Source organism: Burkholderia sp. HI2500 (assembly GCF_002223055.1).
GTDB lineage: Bacteria > Pseudomonadota > Gammaproteobacteria > Burkholderiales > Burkholderiaceae > Burkholderia.
The window spans coordinates 452,521-470,243 of record NZ_NKFL01000007.1; the positions used below are offsets into that span (position 1 = coordinate 452,521).

The following is a 17,723-nucleotide window of genomic DNA, read 5'->3' on the forward strand; positions in this document are numbered from 1 at the left end:
GCGAAAGGGCTTGATGCGACGGCACGCGGCTTCAGCCGCGCGCAATATTCCTGGTCAGCGTCTCGATGGTCAGACTTTCGTCTCGAGGCCTGCCGACACCCGCGTCGAACGGGTAGCCCATCCGCTCGCCAGTTTGCGTGTAGCCGCGGCGTAAGTAGAAGTCGATCAGTTCACGGCGCGCCGACAGGACGACCATCACGGCCGTCCCGATCTGCCAGTTGCGAACGGCGAATTGCTCGGCTTCGTGCAGCAACGCCTTTCCGAGCCCGTGGTTCTGCATAGACGGAGCGACGGCCAAGGTGCCGATATAGGCCGCGTCTCCGTCTTTTCTGACTTCGATGCAGCCGGCGATGCTGCCGTCGATCTCGGCGACGAGCAGGATGGAGTCCGGGGCTCGCAGCGCAGAGCCGAGCTGCGACGACGTGATCCGCGGGCCGTCGATCAGTGCCGATTCATGCGTCCATCCGCCCGCAGACGTCGTCGGGCGGTACGCCGCATTGACCAGTTCGACGAGCACGTCGACGTCTTGCTCGCGTGCTGCGCGGTAGCTAGCGGCGCGCTTGATCGCGCCTGTCGTCTCATCCATTGAAGCCCTCGGTGTCCGTTGCTGCGTTTTGTTCAGCACCTCATGTCGTCCAAGGATAGACGAACGATCTTCCGGTGTTGGCATCAGCATGGCGCTGCTCGGCGAATCGCTGTCGGCATCGGCACGGGTCGGATTCGGATGCGTGGTCGCGGGCGTGGCCGCGATGACATTGCCGTCACGGCAGCGCGGGCAGTCACGCACCTGACAACGGTCGCGAACCACGCCACGCATCGATCTCCGCTGCCACGCTGCGATCAGCGATCGGCGCAACCGCTCCCGCGCACCCCACGTATCACGCCGTCAACGTCACCGACAGGCTGCCGAGTTCGCCGAAGCGCACCGTCAGCGCATCGCCGAGCGGCACGTCGATCGCGCCCGCGTACGAACCGGTCGTCACGATCTGCCCGGCGCGCAGGGGATCGCCGCGCGACGCGAGGAAATTGACGAGCCATACCAGCGGCTTCAGCGGATCGCCGTCCGGATGGCGGCCGTCGATCGTGCGGTTCAGCGCGCCTTCGAACGACAGCGCCAGCGTCTCGAGCGGCACGTTCAGCCCGTCGGGCACGACCGGGCCGACGCACAGCCCCTGGTTGAATTGCCCGTCGGCCAGCAGCTCGAACTTCGACGCGCGCGTGGGCTCCGCATAGCGGCAACCGAGCACTTCGAGCACGATGCGCACTTCGCGGATCGCGGCGCGCACGTCCTGTTCGTCGTACGGCTGTTCGCGTGCAGGCAGGTCGCGATCGAGCACGAACGCGATTTCCGGTTCGATCCGCACGATCGGGCCGCCGACGACGCGGTACGGCGCATCGGCCTCGCGGATCGTCGACGCGAAGATCGGCGCCAGGATCACGCGGTCGGGCGGCGGCAGCGCGCATTTCCAGCCGCCGACGGGTTCGCCGAGCAGGTCGGCCACGCGCTGCTGGATCGCGAGCGCAGTCTCGACGTCCTCGGGGCGCAGCGCATCGGGCAGCAGCGGGCCGGGCGAGCCGGCATGGCGGGCGGCGACGAGATGCTGGGCGGCGCCGTCCACGCGTTCGGTAGTCGTTGTCATGTCGGTTGAGCGAGTTGAATGTGGGCCGGCAAATAAGGGCCGGACGAAAGTCGCACATTCGATGATAGCGCTTTCGGCACGATGACCGCTCGATCCCGCTGCGTCGGCTTCCGTGTCAGCCGGGTTTGCGACCTGGCCGCAAGCGAGCGGTAGCGGCGTCACGTCGCGGCGCTTTGCCGCACGGACGGTGTCCGGTCGACCTTGATCGCCATCAACATTCGAACCTGCCATCCGCCGATGATGGTGACAAGGCCGCGCGATCGGACGCGTGGCAACTCACCCCAGCGAGGTTCGCATGTACGAGAAGATCATGGTGGCCGTCGACGGCAGCGCTTCGTCGAAGCAGGCGCTTGCCGAGGCAGTGAAGGTCGCGTTGGCAGGCGACGCACACGTCAGCGTCGTGTATGTGGTGGACAAGTCGGTGCTGTTCACTTACGCGGGCCGTTTCGATCCGCACGCACTGGTCGAGGAGATCCGCGACGACGGGCGCAAGGTGCTGCGCGAAGCCGAGCAGATCATCGCGCTGGCTGGCGCGAAGGGCGAGGCCGAACTCGTCGAGACCGAAAGCATCGGCGAGGACATCGCGGAGCGGCTGCAGCGCTACGTGAAGGAAGGCGGGTTCGATCTCGCGGTGGTCGGCACGCATGGGCGGCGCGGGATCCGGCGCGTGCTGCTCGGCAGCGTCGCGGAGCGCTTCGTGCGCGGCTCGAAGTGCCCGGTGCTGCTGATTCGCGGCGATGATGACGACGTCGCGGCTACCGCCGCGGCTGCCTGACGCGGCGCGCGATGATCCGCCGCCAGTCCCGCGTCGTCGTCGCGGCGATCGCCGTGTTCGTGTCGCTCGCGGGGATGATGGCCGTCGTGTCGGGGCTGCTGTTCGACAACGCGATGGCGCTGCACGGCGGCGCGATCGCGCTGGTCGTCGGCGTGGCCGGCTTCGTCGTAATGCTCAACCCGGGCGCGAAGGGCGAAGAGTGAGGCGGGCAGGCCCGCACGGCTGCTTGCGTCCGAGCGGGCGGGAGGCAGCCGGCAACCGCTTTCCGCAAGACCGGCGACAGTCGCTGCCGCGCGGCTTTTCCACTTATTCGCTGGCGGTACCCGGCGCGTTCGTGTCGTCCTGCCCGATCCGAATCGCCAGCCGCTTCAACGTTTCCGCCAGCTCGTCGTTCTTCGGCTGAATCTTCCGCGCCTGCGCGAACACCTCGCGCGCTTCATCCTGGCGGCCCAGTTTCCACAGCACTTCACCCTTGTGCGTCAGCCCGGTCGCATGGGCTTCGCTTGCGTCCTTGTCCGTGTCGCCGCCCTTCGCGAAGATCGCAATCGAGCGGTCGAACCACGTCAGCGCCTCGTCGTTGCGGCCAAGGCGATACAGCGCCCAGCCCTTGCTGTCGAGCGCATACGCATCGTCCGGCGATTCCGCCAGATGTGCGTCGATCATCGCGAGCCCGCGCTCGACTGCGACGCCGGCGTCCGCGAGCCGATAGCCGATGTCGTTCCGGCGATCGTCGGGAATCCTGTCGAGATCGAGCGCGGCGGCCACGCGCCCCTCATCGCGTTCGGCGATCGCGAGCGACAGCAGCTTGGCGACGATCTGCTGCCGCAATTCGCTGCTGATCCGGTCGCGGTTGGCGACCAGGCTGCCGAGGTATTGCGTGTAGAGGTCAGGCGCGCCCGGCGCATTCGCGCTGTTCGCGATGGTCAAGCCCGCGCCTGCGCACCAGTCGGTGTCGGCCGACCCGGCCAGCGTGCCGGCGTAAAGATTGACGTTGCGCGGCGTGCGCGATTGCGCGTAGTAGGTGTAGCCGTTCGCATCCGAATAGCCGCACGCCAGGTATTCGTTCTCCACGTCCAGCACGTACGGGAAATGGCCGATCGGTGCCGAGCCGCCCGGCTCGACCAGCCGGAACGATTCGCCGAGATCGCCGTCGCCGACGATCGGGTTGAACACCCATTGCTTCTCCGGATGCAGCTTCGGCAGTCGGACCCGGACGGTGCGCCCGGCCGCGTCGGTCGTGCCGAAGATCACGCTGTCATGCTCCTCCGGCTTGACGGGTAGCCCCGCGATGACCTGACCGGGCAGGAACAGCCGGTAGCGCGCATTCGGCAGCGGCTGGTGCGTGACGGGGTCGCGCAGCACGAACTGGTGAACGTAAGCCCCTTTTCCGAGCGACGCGGTCGGCGCGATGTAGGTGCGCGCGTGGGCGGCGGGCAGGGCGGTGCAGCTCAAGGCCGCGGCAACGAGCGCGGCGAGAAGGCGGGATGTCATGAAATGGCGGTTCTTGTTGGTAAAAGTGTGATTGACGACGGCCGGAATTGCATTGGACGACCCACGCAGCCTTTGATATCCGGCTGCGCATATTGATACGGATGGCCGGATCGTCCAGCGCAGTTCAATGCGGAACCCGCCCGTCGCAACGTGATGCGAAGAAGCGGCGGACGGATGACGCGGGAATGCAGCGCGCAGCATAGCAGGCCACGTTGAGCGTCCTGCGTGTGAACGCGTATCTCGCCCGACACCCCACGCACGACGTATCCGGCCGCGCGCGCTTCTGTCAAACTCGCGGTCATGAAACCGCGCCTCGCCTCACCGTCTTCCTCCGATTCCGCGCCTGCGCCCGCAGGCTTTCCCGACGCCGACGAACTGGCCGCGCTGCGTGCGTGGTACGCGGGCATGACCGTGCGCCAGGCCGTCGAGCGCTACCTGCCCGATCGGCTCGGCGAAGGGCGGTCGGCGCGCGGCGTGATCGGCGGCATTCGCCGCCGCCTCGTGCGCGTCGCGCGGCAGGTGGGCCGGCCCGATCTCGCGGAGCGGCTCGGTCATGCCGACGGTGAGCGTAGGCAGGAAGCGAAGGCGGCCGCCGAAGCGATCGGCCTGCTGCGTCATGCGCGTGCGCCGGTTCCGCAGATCAGCGACGACGTCGGCCTGTGGCTGCCCGCGCGTGCGGTCGGCGCGCTGCGTGCGCACGGGATCGCGACGCTGGCCGATCTCACGGTGCGGATTCCGCGCCGGCGCCAGTGGTGGCGTGCGATCGCGGGCCTCGGCATGGCCGGTGCGCGGCACATCGAGGCGTTTTTCACCGCGCATCCGGCGTTGACCGAACGGGCGCGCGCACTGATCGCGGCGACGCCGCGCGGCGCCATCGTGCCGTGGGAGCAACTGAAGCTGCCGCACGAGGTCGACGGCTCCGCCGGCACCTTCCGCGCGCCGCGCGCGACCAGCACGCTCGATGCGGACAACGATTACGCGGCCGTGCACGCGTGGCTATCGCTGCACGAATCGGCCGCGACGCGGCGGGCGTACCGGAAGGAGGCCGAGCGGCTGATCCTGTGGGCGATCGTCGAGCGCGGCCGCGCGCTGTCGTCGCTGACGACCGAGGATGCGGTCGCGTATCGCGCGTTCGTGCGGCGCCCGACACCGCACGAGCGCTGGGTCGGGCCCGTGCGGCCGCGCAGCGCGCCCGACTGGCGGCCGTTCTCCGGTGCGCTGTCCGCGCGCTCGGCCGCCTACACGCTGTCGGTGCTCGGCGCGCTGTTCCGCTGGCTGATCGAGCAGCGCTACCTGCTCGCGAATCCGTTCGCGGGCGTCAAGGTGCGCGACACGCGCGGCCCGAACGCACTCGACACGTCGCATGCGTTCACCGAGGGCGAGTGGCTGCTCGTGCGCACGATCGCCGACGGGCTCGAGTTCCGCAAGGGCACGCCGGCCGCGCCGCAGTCGGGCTGGACGCCGGCCGCCGCGCAACGGCTGCGCTTCATTCTCGATTTCGGCTATGCGACCGGGCTGCGCGCGAGCGAGCTGGTCGGCGCGACGCTCGGCGACATCGAGACCGATGCGCACGGCGACGCGTGGCTGAAGGTGATCGGCAAAGGCAGCAAGGCCGCGCGCGTCGCGCTGCCGCCGCTTGCGCGCACGGGGCTCGACCGTTTCCTGGTCGCACGCCGGCTGCCGGTCACGCCGTCGCGCTGGCGGCCCGATACGCCGCTGATCCCGAGCCTCGCGGAAGACGGTGCGGCCGCGATCACGAGCGTGCGGCTGTGGAAGGTGATGCAACGCTTCTTCGCGCAGACGGCCGATCAGGTCGATGCCGACAACCCCGCGCTCGCGCAGAAGTTGCGGCAGGCCAGCCCGCACTGGATGCGTCATACGCATGCGACGCACGCGTTGGCGCGCGGCGCGGAGTTGACGACCGTGCGCGACAACCTGCGCCATGCGTCGATCTCGACGACGTCGATTTACCTGCATGGCGACGACGTGAAGCGGGCGCGGCAGATGTCGAGCGCGTTCGCGGCCGACAAGTAACGGCGTCGTGCCGATCGGGCAGAAGCTGGCCGCGCGTCGTGAGCCGGAAAGGCTCGCAGCCCGTGCCTGAATGCGCGTTCCGCAGACGAATGGATGACGCGCTGCCATCTCTCTTCCAATCAGGCGGAACGGTCGGCCACCCACTGCGGTCATAAACTTTTTCAAAGGAACAGCGATGGCATCGAGTCAAGGCACGGTCGATTTCATCGTCGAGCAGATGGCGGCGGCCGGTACGGTATCGGCACGCAAGATGTTCGGCGAATACGGCATTTATTGCGACGGCAAGATGGTCGCGCTCGTCTGCGACGATCGGCTGTTCGTCAAGCCGACGGCAGAAGGCCGCGCGTTTCTCGGCACGTGCGAAGAAGGTTCGCCGTATCCGGCCGCGAAGCCGCACCTCGTCATCGCCGGCGAGCGCTGGGACGATCGCGAATGGCTGTCGGCGCTGATCCGGATCACCGCCGCGCAGTTGCCGGTGCCGGTGAAGCGGCGCCGATAACGGCTCGTTCGCATGCCATGTTGCGCTGCGGCCAGGCGTATTCTGTGTCACATGTGCGCGACCATCGCGCATCCGGTGGGAGCACAAGAATGAAGACATCCGGACATCCGCGCGGCACGTGGCTTGCTCGCCGCGCCCGGCACGCGCTCGTCGCGGCCCTGTGCGTGGGCTGGAGCGCGCTGTCGTTCGGCGCGGACGATGCGGCGACCCTGCTCGAACGTTACCGCAGCCTCGGCCCGCAACTGAAGGACAACGCGTTTCACCGGCCGCTGGTGCTCGAATCGGCGGAAGCGTCGTCGTCGCTGAAGGGCGACATCTACGCGGTGGTCGACTATCCGTATGCGGTCGTGAGCGGCCAGCTCGACGATCCCGCGCAGGGCCCCGCGAACTGGTGCGCGGTGCTGATCCTGCACTTGAACACGAAGTATTGCCACGCGTCGACCGGCGGCAACGGCCCGGTGCTCGACGTGAACCTTGGCCGCAAGATCCAGCAGAAGCTGCCGGACACCTACCGCGTGCAGTTCCGCTATCGCGTGGCGGCCGCGACGCCCGACTATTTCCAGGTCGACCTGACCGCCGACAGCGGCCCGATGGGCACGAAGGATTACCGGATCGCGCTGGAGGCCGTGCCGGTCGGCGCGTCGCGCACGTTCCTGCATCTGACGTATTCGTATGGCTTCGGCACGGTGGGCCGCATGGCGATGAAGACCTACCTCGCGACCGTCGGCAGCGACAAGGTCGGCTTCACGACCGTCAGCGGCGGATCGGCCGCGCAGCCGCAGTACGTCGGCGGCGTGCGCGGGCTGCTGGAGCGCAACACGATGCGCTACTACCTCGCGATCGACACGTATCTCGCGACGCTCGACAAGCCGCTCGACCAGCGCCTCGCGCGCTGGTTCGATGCGACCGAGCAGTATCCGCAGCAACTGCATGAGGTTGAGCGCGGCGCCTATCTGCAGATGAAAGCGCAGGAGGTGCAGCGGCAGCAGGCGGCGCGGTAGGCGGTGCATGCGTGACGGCGCGCGGCCTACCGCGCCCGGAAAATGCTCTCCAGCACGACTTACTTCAGTGTGCGCACGGCTGCTTCCGTGCCGGAAGTAGGGGCCAGTTCGGCAACCACCTTGAGCGGTACCTCGCCCACCCCCATCGCACGGTCGATCAGCAAGTCGTCACCATGTTGGGCCAGCAACGCCTGCAATCGGCCGAACTCGCCACACCAGAGCGTTTCGACATCCTTGTCGCGGGCCACGTCGCGATTCGCGACGAGGGAGACGGCCCGAACCTGCAGGCGACCGGCTTGCGCCTGACCGCCGACTTCGACGCCATAATCCGGCAGCGAAGATTTCTTGACGACGACCCGGCCGTCCTTCGCCCATGCGGTCGCCATGCCCTCATGCACTTCGTAGCCGAGTCGCGCCAGACCGTTCAGGATCGCGTTGCGCCGCGCCTCCGCTGCCTGTTGCTGCCGCACCTGCGTGATCAGGTCCTGTCCGGTTCGGGTCAACTCGGCGACGATGTCCGGCGCGGTGGCGAGATCGCACTGTCGAGCGCGTTCGACAAAAATCGTCGCGTCTGCCGTGTGGCAAGCCCGAATCTCCGCCGTCAGTTCTTCCAGTGCCGCGATCGCCGCACGACGTGCACGGGCGGCCTCGATTGCACTCGACAGGTCGAGGATCAGGCTGTCGAGCAACAGGTTCTTGCGCGCGTCGTTCAGCTCGTCTTCGAGCGCATCCAGTCTCGACGAAAACCCCGCAACGGCTTGCGGATCCAGAAATACCCGTGCCTCCCCGATCTGTCGATCGACACGGTCGATGGACGGATCACGAGACGCCGCCCGTTGCGCGGCCTTCCAGGTCTCGAAGTCCGCCGATGCTTCGGCGGGCATCAGTCGATTCGCCAGCGCCCGTTGCGCATCGGTGAGTGTGCGTCCAACAGCCGGCGTCAGAAGGGCGAACCCTTGCGCCAGCAGCGCATCGGCCTGCTCGAGCAGGTCGCCCGAGCGCAGGCGATCAAGCTGGCCGCGGAGTTCGGCCGGAATTTCGATCCCTTTCGCTTCCAGCGCGCCGAGCAAGGTCGTCGCGCCGTGCCGTCCTTGCCGCCGGCGTTTCGCTGCTTGCTCGGCCTGCTCGACTGCCACCTGTTGACGCCGGGCGAGATCCGCCTTCAGGAAAGCCATCTCGTCGGGCACTTTCTTCTGTAATTCCAGGAACGCGTCGGCGGCGATCATTGCGGCCAGCGCTTCACGTCGAGCCCGGGTTGCCGCGATCTCGTCGTCCGATAGCACGCCGGTACGTCGGCCTTCGGCAATCCAGGTGGCAATGGCCTGGTCGAGGCGCTGCAGATGTCCTTCGCAGATCGCGACGATTTCCTCCCGCGTCACGATCCTGACGACTTTCGGGCCGCTCATGCCATCACCTCCTGGTTCAGTGCCTGCGCTACGGCTGCTTTCAGGCGAGCCTTCTCTGTCTCCGGTTCGTGGTACCAGGCTTGCGACGAGACGCGATGCAGCGTCGGAATGGCGCGCCCCAGCACGGACGGCCGCCAGATTTCCCGCGCACGCGCATGTTCGAGCAGGGGATGACGCGGCGCATCGCACTCGATGCCGATCGCATAAAGGCCGGTTTCCGGATCGGCGATCGCAAAATCGAGCCCGAAGGCGTCGCCTTCCTGGGCGGGCACCGGTGACAGGCCGAGCTCCTGCAGATAAGCCAGCACATCTTCCGCGAAGCCGTCGACGCCACCGGTCTGCCGCAACTTCGCATGCGCGCGCTCGCTGCTCATGCGGCCAAGCAATGCGCGGCCGGCGGGCAGTTCGCCGTTCGACATCGCGCGTGCGTATTCCATATAGCCTTGAAGATAATCGCGCGGAATCGCCGGCTTGCGCTGCGTCGTGAGCATGTCGGAGATCTCGCGGATCGGCATCGACGTGATGAGCACGACCTTGTGGCGCGCACGCGTCACGGCCACATTGAGGCGCCGCTCGCCGCCGCTCTGGCCCAGCACGCCAAACATGCGCCGGAAGGTGCCCTGGCCGTTGCGCCCGAAGGTCGTGGAGAAGACGATGATGTCGCGTTCGTCCCCCTGGACGTTCTCGACGTTCTTCACGAACACGGCCATGTCCTCGCCGCGATCGGTTCGCTCGAGTTCCTCGCGATACGCGTCGCGGAATGCTTCATCCTCTTCCGCGCGCTGCTCCAGGCGCTCCAGAATGAGGTCGGCTTGCTTGCGGTTGAACGTGACCACGCCGACGGACGGACGCTGCGCGTAAGGCTGTTGCCACAGTTGCGCCAGATAGGCGACCACGCGATCCGCTTCGTCGCTGTTGGTCTGCTGCTCGTAAAGGCCATTCACCTGGATGAGTTCGAGCGGCTTGACCTCGCGCACCGTGGCATCCGGATGGCGAACCGGCACGCTGAGGTTGTTCTCGTAGAACGCGGCGTTGGAATAGCCGATCAGCTCTCGATACGCCGAACGATAGTGAATCTGCAGCGTCGACACGGGCAGTGCGCTCCGTGCCAGTTGCAGCACGTCAGGGCAGTCCTTGATTTCGCGCCGGTTCCAGGTGTCCTCGAAGCGCTCGCGTTCGTCTTCCGTCGCGCCCTCGTCGGGTTGCTCGCCGTCGAAGATGTCCGTCTCGTCGCTGTCCGCCCGGCTCGAAAAGAACGCCGTCGGCGGCATTTGCTTCTCGTCGCCGCTGACGATCGACAGGTTGCCGCGGAACAGCGTCGGAATCGCGTATTCCACCGGCATCTGCGAGGCCTCGTCGTAGACGACGGAATCGAACAGCCCGGATTTCAGCGGCAGTACGCGGCTCGCGACGTCGGGGTTCATCAGCCAGACCGGCCGCAGCGCCATCAGGCCCAGCCCCGTCCCGAGTTCGATGAATTCGCGCAGACGCCGGGAGCGCCTGCCGGTCAAGCGCGTCACGTCTTCCCAATCGCGCGCCGAACCCAGTCGGCCGTGGTCGATGCCGTTGCGAAGCATCTCGCGGTTCAGGCGCCGCATTTCCGCGTCGGCGGCCGCGAGTGCTTCGATCCTGGCGGCCGTTTCGCTCTGGTCGAGCAGCAACTCGGGATGGTCCTGCTCCATGCGCCGCTTCCATCCGAGCCGCGCCTCGCGGTTGATCATGCGCCGCACGGCGTCGTCGAGGCGTTCAGGCGGCAGACGTGTCAGCGCGTCTTCGTGGTCGCGCATGATCGCAAATACGTCGAGTGCGTCGGCGCTGACATGCCGTGCCCGGGTGCGGAATTGCTGGTACGCGGCCAGCGTCGGCAACGCATCGCCGATTCGGTTCAACGGCGCCTGATAACTGATGTTGTCGGCGATGGCCTGCCGACACGCAGTGACGAGTTCTGCCGAGAGCCACTCGTCGAGCAACCTCAGCGCCCGCAGACTATGCTGGCGCGCGTTGTGCCGCACGAACGCGGTCTCGAAGCCGTCGAGCAACTGTTCGACGGGCGCCCGGTCGCCCGTCATCACGGCCGAGTCGAATTCGTCGCCGCGGGGCGCGATCGCCAGATGCTGCGCGAGTTCGCGGATCTCCTCGAGCTGGCGCAGGCGGGTCAGGCAGGCATCGGCGAGCGCAGGCCCGCAGGCGGGTTCGACCGTCTCGAGATGCAAGGCCCGGCTGATCGTGTTCAATGTGTCGCGCAGCGGCCGCCAGGTCTGTTCGAGCCGGCTGGCGGCCAGCAGCTTGCGGAGCGTCTCGTCGGTTGCGGGCGCGCCGCAGCCGGTGACGAATTTCATCAGGCGGCCACGCCGCAGATACGTGACCGGGTTAAGGCGGCGCAAGAGCGACGGGGCGCGAGTCGCCAACGTCGCCTGGGCCTCGAGCTTGCGGAGCGCGGGATCCGGCAGGTGCGCGACGGCCGCCGACAGCACCGCGTCGAAGCCGCTGGTGTCGACGGCCAACAGATCGCGATGCAACGCACCGAGCGCCGTGTAATACCGATGGCCTTCCGCATCGGCATTGTCGGCCGGTCGGAACAAGGGCAGCCATTGAGCCAGCCGTTTGCGTTGCGTCTCGTCCAGCGCGACGAGGCGGCCGGCGTTGGCATCGAGCCACGCCCGATACGGGGCGGGGTCGTCGACGTCGAAGCGCGCGGGATGCGCGGCGAGCGTCTCGATCCGCAGGCGCTCCGCTTCGCGGAAATCAGCGAAGGCCGCGTTGAACGCGTCGAGCGTGGCGGCATCGGTCGCGAACGATTTCAATTGCGCCAGCGGGCTGCCCTCGAACTTCGACGGTAGCCAGTAGCGGGCGAGCGGTGCGCAGTGTTCTTCCAGCGTGGTCAGTGCCGAAATATCCAGCGTGGCAAGCCGGGTACGCAACTGCGGCACGCTGACGGGCGGCGTGCCGGCCTCGAGTCGGATCAATTCGCCGAGCAGCCCCCGATAGCTGAGGCCGGTCGATTCGTCGACGCGATGCAGCGCGGCATGCTGGCGATCGAGTTCGCCCTCGAGGGCCTCGATTCTCGCGGCCATGCGTTCACGCTGGCGTATCGAACCGTGGTCGAACACGGCACCGTGAAAGATCGCATCCAGTTGCTCGCGGACGGCTCGAATCGTCGGCTCGCGATCCTTGTTGACGTCGTTGAGCATCACGATGCGATCGCCCAGGCCTTCCGCGACGAGACGCTTGCGAACGACTTCCAGTGCCGCATGCTTCTGGCAGACGATCAGCAGGCTCCGGCCTTGTCCGATCGCGTCGGCGACCATGTTGACGATCGTCTGGCTCTTGCCGGTACCCGGCGGCCCTTCGACCAGCAGGCCGGGGCCCTGACGCGCCTGCAGGATGGCCGCTTCCTGCGACGGATCGCTCGCCACCGTCAGGAATCGGTCGAGCTCGGTCGACTTGGCCTCGGACGCATCGTAGTCGGATTTGTCCTTGAGCCGCAGCATCGATTCGAGCGCCGTGCCGGACGGCGACAATTGCTTGAGCTGACGCAGATCCTCGCCGATGGCCTGGCCGGCGAAGTCGACGTGAAAGAGCACGCCGGCGCAGGCGAGACGCGTCGCGCCGGCGGGCAGGTCGAGGGTCGGCGGCGGCAGCGCGCCGAGTTTGCGGCTTTCCACGTCGGCCAGCAGGCCGAACGCATCGACCACGTCGGCTGCTTTCAACGCGGAACGTCCGAGCACCTCGTCGGCTGCGACACGCCACGCCTTGACGGCTTCGCGTCCCAGCAGGCCCTCGAGTGCGGGATTCAGGCGAACCTCTTCGCGCTCGCCGTCAAAAGCCATCGCCACCTGGCGTCGCGTGCCGAGTTCCATCAGCAGTTTGACCGGCCACAACAGAACGGGGGCGATACGAGGGCGCGTCGTGCTGCGATGATCCTTGTGAAGCAGGAACGGGAAACCGAGATAGAGGCCGTCGATGCCGGTATCCCGCTTGTAGAGCGAGGTCTGCCGGTACAGCGTGTTCAACCGGCCCTCGAGCGTTCCGTTTGCACCGAACACGGCCGGGTCCACCGATACCGTCTGGACATTGCGCTGGAGCAGATGGTCGAGCAGTGCGGTGCTGGCGAATCGCTCGCCGTTCAGTTCGTGAAGATCGACGCGCCCCGTGGTCTTGCCGATGGTCATCCGTACCAATGGGCCGCGCAAGACGGTCGTGGCGACTTTTTTCTCGAAGAAGTCGAGGATCTGCGACACGTATTGCTGCTTCTGCGGCTCCAGCCACTGCTCGGCGGGCACCGACAGCAGAACGACCACTTCGTGCAGCGGCAAGCGACGTTCCAGCCGGAACTGCTCCGCCCATTCATCGACTGTCGGGTTGCCGGTGCGCGCGAATCCGGCGATGCGGTCGTCGACGGCATGGAACAGGTCAACGCGCGGCAGCGCAAGCGCGGTCCGGGCAGCCTGGCGATCGAAGACCAGAATCTGCTCTCGTTCCGCGATGGCCGCCGCCTGGTCGAGGATCTCGTCGACCGAGCGAAACTGCGAAATGGCCGCGCTCAGCAGAACGATCAGGTCTTCCTCGCTGAGAACGCGGCGTTCCGACAGCGACAGCAGGCCGTGATGATCGGAATCCGGCAACAACAGGCGTCGCTCTTCCCATTGCGCGCCCAATTGGGCACGCGACGTGGAAAGCAGCGCGATGCGCACCAGGTCCTCGTTCAGTTCGATGCCAAGCTGCGCGGCCCGGTGTCGTACTTCATCGGCTCGAGCGCGTAGCCTGGACAGCCAGCTTTCCGTGCCCAGCCGCGCCAGGAACGTCGGCACCGGCCCGGTCACCAGGTCGTAACCCTCCAACGGGTTGTGCAGCAACCAGCCGGGCGTGACGATGTCGCCGCGCAGAATGAGCGGCATGTCGGGATTCAGCAGCTTGAGCGCGATCATCAGGCGGCCATCGTCATCGACGCCGTCGAGTTGCGCAACCTGGCGCAGGCCGGCCAGCACTTTCGCATCGGCACCGGCTTGTTCCGCCCAGGTCAGGACGACGCCGCGATTCAGGTGATCGCGTGCCGCTTCCCAGTTCTCGCGCTCCGCCGCGGCGAGCGCGAAGATCGCCGGCTTGCGATATTGGCGGGCGCCCAATGCGATGCTGGCGCCTTCGTCGCCATCGGCATCGATCGTCGCCGCCGATGGTGCATCGACCGGTTTGCCGTCCAGCCAGGCCTTGACTTGCGGCCATTGCCAGCGTTGATGTCGATCGCGCGCGAGCAGGCCGCGCAGCAGCAGGTGAAGCGACGGATCCAGGTCGTCCGGCAGCGTGACGCCGTTGGCCAGCACGTGAATCAGAAACGCGCGCGGGTTGATGCCCTCGAAGCAGCGTCCGTCGGTCAGTTGCTCGAGCAGGATCATGCCGAGGCTCCACCAGTCGGACGCCGCGGCGACACCGCCGGCAATGGCCTCGGGCGCCATGTAGCGCGTCGTTTCGAGCGGCGAGACGATATCGAGATCGAATTCGGACAGCCGTGCCGAACCGAAGCCGCTGATGACGAGATCCAGCGGTTCGCGGCTGCGCACCAGCAGCGTGCCGGGCCGCAGGTCCCGATGCCGCAGCCCCACGTCCGAAAACGCCTGCAAGGCCTGGCCCAGTTCATCGACGACATGGCGGATCGTCGCGCTATCGCGGACGGCCATGCCGAGATCCGCCAGCGTCCCGCCACTCATCTCCTCGGCGACTTCGTACGCACGTTGATCCCAGCGTCCGGTAGCGATGATCTCCGGCACATGCTCGCGCGGCAGGCGGCGCACCACGTCGTAGACCGCCGGATCCGGTTCCGCGCCCGGTCGATACAGCGTCAGGACGGCTTGCCGGCCGGTCCCGTCCTGCTGGGCCACGTAGCGTTCGCGCACGCCATCCGTGCTGGAAATCTGGCGCAACAACCGCCAGCCGTCGATCCGCGTTTCTTCGACGGGCGGCGGCGTGTCCTCTGCCGAGCGGCCGGCAGGACCCTCGTCGCCGGCGCCGAGCGGCTGGGCGGCGGCGGGCATGGCCGGATCCGCGCCGCATTCGAGGCACATGAGGTCGCCGTCGTTCATCGGATGGCCGTTCGTGCACGACAACGAGGGCGGCAGGGCAGACCCGGGCACGTCCGCAGCCACTTGCTGGCTAACCGTCTCGACCGTGACCACATCCTGGGGGCGCCAGCCGTTTGCCCGGATCGGTACGCCTGACAAATCCCAGTTGCAAACGGCATCGCCGACCGTGCCGGCACAGTACCACTCGTCCACCGACCGCTCGGTTCGGCAATTCGGGCAAAAACGCATCATGGCTGACATTTCCTGTCTTATCTGTTTCTCGCCTTGTCGGCACTGATCCGGACGTGATGCCCCTGATCGGTCAAAAGGTCTCTCAATCGATGAAAGTCGTCCCGGCCCGGTATCCCCGCGAACCAGACGCTACCGTCCTCGTCGAACATGACGTCCAGCGCCTTGCCGCTGTGCGGCGGCGCGCGCTCGTACTGCGCAAAGCGCGCGTGGCCGAGGGCCGTCAGGCAATGCAATCGCTGGTTGTCGCTGCCGCGCAGCGCGCGTGTCTGCGGCGCGTCGATGTCGAACGGATCGGAGATCAGCGCATCGATCAGGCCGTCGGCGCGGGCCAGCGTATCGGCCAGGGATTCGATCGGGTAGCCGCTGTAGACGAGGATGTCGCCCGCCGACAGTTGCCGCAGGCCATGCAGGAGCGCAATCAGCGCATCGGCCTGCTCGAACGGCTCGCCGCCCGAGATCGTGATGCCGGTGGCGTCAGGCAGCCAGGCTCGGACCTGGGCCAACAGCGCATCGACGGTGGTTTCGCCCCCGGCATGTGCCCAGGTATCCATCGAAATACAGCCCGGGCATCGGACCGCGCAACCCTGAAACCAGATGCCGATCCGCTGCCCCGGCCCGAGCGTCGTCACGGGAAAGTGCAGGCGCGAAACACGGATGTCCATGGCCTACTGCTTTTGCAACTGGAACGAACCCGAGTCGATGCCCGAGATGACGAATCGATCGCCGGCGGCCGCGTCCTGATCGAACAGGCCGCGTGCCAGCGGGTTGAGCAGGTGCGCTTCGATCTGGTTGCGGATGCCGCGCCCGCCGTTGGACAGATCGCCGAGGCATTGCGCCTGGAGCGCGATCCTGGAACTGGCGTCCAGGTCGACGGCGATCCCCTGGGACGCGACGTCGTCGAGCACGGCACGCACCATCTGCTCGAAGATCTCCGTCGCGACATCGTCGCGGATGAAGTCGAAGACGATGATGTTTTCGCCGATGCGGTTCAGGATTTCAGGCCGGTTCAGGACCAACTTGAAATGCTGCTGGATTTCCCCGAGTACCTTTTTCTGGATGTCCGCAAAGGCGTTTCCTGGATGGATATTCGCGACGCGCTGACCCGATTCGTCCTGGCGGTAAATGCCGAGATTCGACGTGAAAACGATCAGCGCTTCGGAAAAATACACGCGGTCGCCGCGCCCTGACGTCAGCACGCCGTCATCGAGGATTTGCAGAAATTTGTCGAGAATGCGCGGATGCGCTTTTTCGATTTCGTCGAAGAGCACCACGCTGAACGGGCGTTCGCGAATCGCATTCGTCAATTCTCCGCCGACGTCGTAGCCGACGTAGCCGGGCGGCGCGCCGATGAGTCGCTGGTCGGCGTGTTCCGCGCTGAATTCCGACATGTCGAAGCGGATGTAGGCGCTTTCGTCGCCGAACAGCAGGCTCGTGATCGTTTTGGCGAGTTCGGTTTTCCCGACGCCGGTCGGGCCGGCGAGGAAGGCGACACCGCGCGGCCGGTTGCCTTTCCGTTGAGAACCCACCCCCGTCATGGCGCGCTTGACGAGATCGAGCATGTGCATGACTGCATGCGCTTGCCCTTTGACGCGGCGGCGAATGAACGCGTCGGCGTGACGGATCTTGTCGCGGTCGATTTGCTGCCACGGATCCTCGGTGACGCCCACTTTATAACGTCGCACGGCGTCGGCAATTTTATCGAGGGGCACCTGCTCGACGCGGGCGAGCGTGGCGATCGCATTCATGTCGGCGAGCAGCAATCCCTCGGAGCCGTCGACGAAGGCGGATGCCGCCTCGGCCAGATGATCCGGCGTAGCGGCCTGCGCACCGGGTACGCCGCGCAGCAATGCACCGGCCAACGCGCGACGGGCGGCACTGTCGGGTTTCGACACGGGAATATGCCGGATGCGCGGATTGTCGATCAGCAACCAGTCCGGCAGATCGCCTTCCTTGTCGACGATCCAGATCACGGTATTGAAAAACGGACGTCGCAGTTCTCCCGCGGGGCGGGGGGCCGCCATATGTGCCAGCACCAGGGCGCGTGTGAACAGCGTGTGCTCGGCCGGGTTCAGCGTTTCGGCGCGAATCGCCAGTCGAGAAGCAAAATCGACGACGAGGGCAACCGGCGGGCCGGGCAGCGCGGTCAGGCGTTCAATGCATGCGGTGAGTACATCGATGCCGCCCGGCGCCGTGCCATCGACCGGTGTCAGGCCGAGACGTCGCAGGGTTTCATCGGGAGGCTCCGTGGGCGATACCCGGCTATCGGGCACCGTGAAGCCTGAAACCGGATTCCAGACGACCAGCTGCGCATAACCCGCCTCGCGGAGATTGTCGCCGAGCGTATTCACCAGCGACTGCGCCGTCACCACGTCGGGGGCGACTTCACAGGCCTGCAAATCGCGGACGTTTCCCGAGAGCACGAACTGGCTTTTCAACGGGAGGAAACGCAGCAGATCCCGTAACCATCTGGGTTTGACGTAGGCAGGCATGTCGTGATGGTGCGCAAAGAAAGCGAAAGCAAAACGTTATCATAGCCGCCCGACCGATATATACCGAATGAATAGGGCGA

12 protein-coding genes are annotated in these 17,723 nt (G+C 66.6%); 5 read left to right on the forward strand and 7 right to left on the reverse strand.

Annotated features, from left to right (window positions below):
* Positions 1-31 precede the first annotated feature (31 nt).
* A complete protein-coding gene (locus CFB45_RS34295) occupies positions 32-817 on the reverse strand; it encodes a GNAT family N-acetyltransferase (RefSeq protein ID WP_179255139.1) in 786 nt (261 codons plus the stop codon).
* Between the two features lie 61 nt (positions 818-878).
* Positions 879-1,640: a 2-keto-4-pentenoate hydratase gene (locus CFB45_RS34300; RefSeq protein ID WP_089429555.1), complete on the reverse strand. Its 762-nt coding sequence runs from the start codon at positions 1,638-1,640 to the stop codon at positions 879-881.
* 295 nt (positions 1,641-1,935) lie between these two features.
* On the opposite strand from CFB45_RS34300, the gene CFB45_RS34305 reads away from it, so the two are divergent.
* Both CFB45_RS34305 and CFB45_RS34310 read left to right on the forward strand, forming a co-directional pair.
* Positions 1,936-2,415 (forward strand): universal stress protein, encoded by a 480-nt coding sequence (locus CFB45_RS34305; protein ID WP_089429556.1) that lies wholly within the window; start codon positions 1,936-1,938, stop codon positions 2,413-2,415.
* Positions 2,416-2,426: 11 nt separating this feature from the next.
* A complete protein-coding gene (locus CFB45_RS34310; RefSeq protein WP_089429557.1) occupies positions 2,427-2,618 on the forward strand; it encodes a DUF2964 family protein in 192 nt (63 codons plus the stop codon).
* Positions 2,619-2,721: 103 nt separating this feature from the next.
* Here the strand turns inward: CFB45_RS34310 and CFB45_RS34315 are convergent, their stop codons facing one another.
* Entirely contained in the window at positions 2,722-4,107 is a 1,386-nt protein-coding gene (locus CFB45_RS34315; RefSeq protein WP_256978479.1) for a tetratricopeptide repeat protein, read from the reverse strand.
* Between the two features lie 99 nt (positions 4,108-4,206).
* Here CFB45_RS34315 and CFB45_RS34320 point away from each other — a divergent pair, with 99 nt between their 5' ends.
* From CFB45_RS34320 to CFB45_RS34330, 3 genes are all read left to right on the forward strand, one after another.
* Positions 4,207-5,940, forward strand: coding sequence for a site-specific integrase (locus tag CFB45_RS34320; RefSeq protein WP_089429559.1), 1,734 nt, complete (start codon positions 4,207-4,209; stop codon positions 5,938-5,940).
* A gap of 175 nt (positions 5,941-6,115) precedes the next feature.
* Entirely contained in the window at positions 6,116-6,439 is a 324-nt protein-coding gene (locus CFB45_RS34325) for a TfoX/Sxy family protein (RefSeq protein WP_089429560.1), read from the forward strand.
* Positions 6,440-6,528: 89 nt separating this feature from the next.
* A complete protein-coding gene (locus CFB45_RS34330; RefSeq protein ID WP_089429561.1) occupies positions 6,529-7,440 on the forward strand; it encodes a hypothetical protein in 912 nt (303 codons plus the stop codon).
* Between the two features lie 59 nt (positions 7,441-7,499).
* Here the strand turns inward: CFB45_RS34330 and CFB45_RS34335 are convergent, their stop codons facing one another.
* From CFB45_RS34335 to CFB45_RS34350, 4 genes are read right to left on the reverse strand one after another with little or no spacing between them, the layout of a single operon-like run.
* Entirely contained in the window at positions 7,500-8,846 is a 1,347-nt protein-coding gene (locus CFB45_RS34335) for a hypothetical protein (protein ID WP_089429562.1), read from the reverse strand.
* On the reverse strand, positions 8,843-15,154 hold the full coding sequence (locus tag CFB45_RS34340) for an AAA domain-containing protein (RefSeq protein WP_089429563.1): 6,312 nt from the start codon (positions 15,152-15,154) through the stop codon (positions 8,843-8,845). The genes CFB45_RS34335 and CFB45_RS34340 overlap by 4 nt, the downstream gene beginning before the upstream one ends.
* Before the next feature lie 17 nt (positions 15,155-15,171).
* Positions 15,172-15,816, reverse strand: coding sequence for a 4Fe-4S single cluster domain-containing protein (locus CFB45_RS34345; RefSeq protein ID WP_089429564.1), 645 nt, complete (start codon positions 15,814-15,816; stop codon positions 15,172-15,174).
* A gap of 3 nt (positions 15,817-15,819) precedes the next feature.
* Positions 15,820-17,643, reverse strand: a complete 1,824-nt coding sequence (locus CFB45_RS34350) for an AAA family ATPase (RefSeq protein WP_089429565.1) — start codon at positions 17,641-17,643, stop codon at positions 15,820-15,822.
* Positions 17,644-17,723: the final 80 nt, after the last annotated feature.

Bases quoted from the DNA above. Each gene is read 5' to 3' on its own strand.
- CFB45_RS34350 (WP_089429565.1), bottom strand. From the start codon at position 17,643: ATGCCTGCCTACGTCAAACCCAGATGGTTACGGGATCTGCTGCGTTTC.
- CFB45_RS34315 (WP_256978479.1), bottom strand. From the start codon at position 4,107: ATGCTGCGCGCTGCATTCCCGCGTCATCCGTCCGCCGCTTCTTCGCAT.
- CFB45_RS34295 (WP_179255139.1), bottom strand. From the start codon at position 817: ATGCGTGGCGTGGTTCGCGACCGTTGTCAGGTGCGTGACTGCCCGCGC.
- CFB45_RS34345 (WP_089429564.1), bottom strand. From the start codon at position 15,816: ATGGACATCCGTGTTTCGCGCCTGCACTTTCCCGTGACGACGCTCGGG.
- CFB45_RS34305 (WP_089429556.1), top strand. From the start codon at position 1,936: ATGTACGAGAAGATCATGGTGGCCGTCGACGGCAGCGCTTCGTCGAAG.
- CFB45_RS34300 (WP_089429555.1), bottom strand. From the start codon at position 1,640: ATGACAACGACTACCGAACGCGTGGACGGCGCCGCCCAGCATCTCGTC.
- CFB45_RS34335 (WP_089429562.1), bottom strand. From the start codon at position 8,846: ATGAGCGGCCCGAAAGTCGTCAGGATCGTGACGCGGGAGGAAATCGTC.
- CFB45_RS34310 (WP_089429557.1), top strand. From the start codon at position 2,427: ATGATCCGCCGCCAGTCCCGCGTCGTCGTCGCGGCGATCGCCGTGTTC.
- CFB45_RS34340 (WP_089429563.1), bottom strand. From the start codon at position 15,154: ATGATGCGTTTTTGCCCGAATTGCCGAACCGAGCGGTCGGTGGACGAG.
- CFB45_RS34325 (WP_089429560.1), top strand. From the start codon at position 6,116: ATGGCATCGAGTCAAGGCACGGTCGATTTCATCGTCGAGCAGATGGCG.
- CFB45_RS34330 (WP_089429561.1), top strand. From the start codon at position 6,529: ATGAAGACATCCGGACATCCGCGCGGCACGTGGCTTGCTCGCCGCGCC.
- CFB45_RS34320 (WP_089429559.1), top strand. From the start codon at position 4,207: ATGAAACCGCGCCTCGCCTCACCGTCTTCCTCCGATTCCGCGCCTGCG.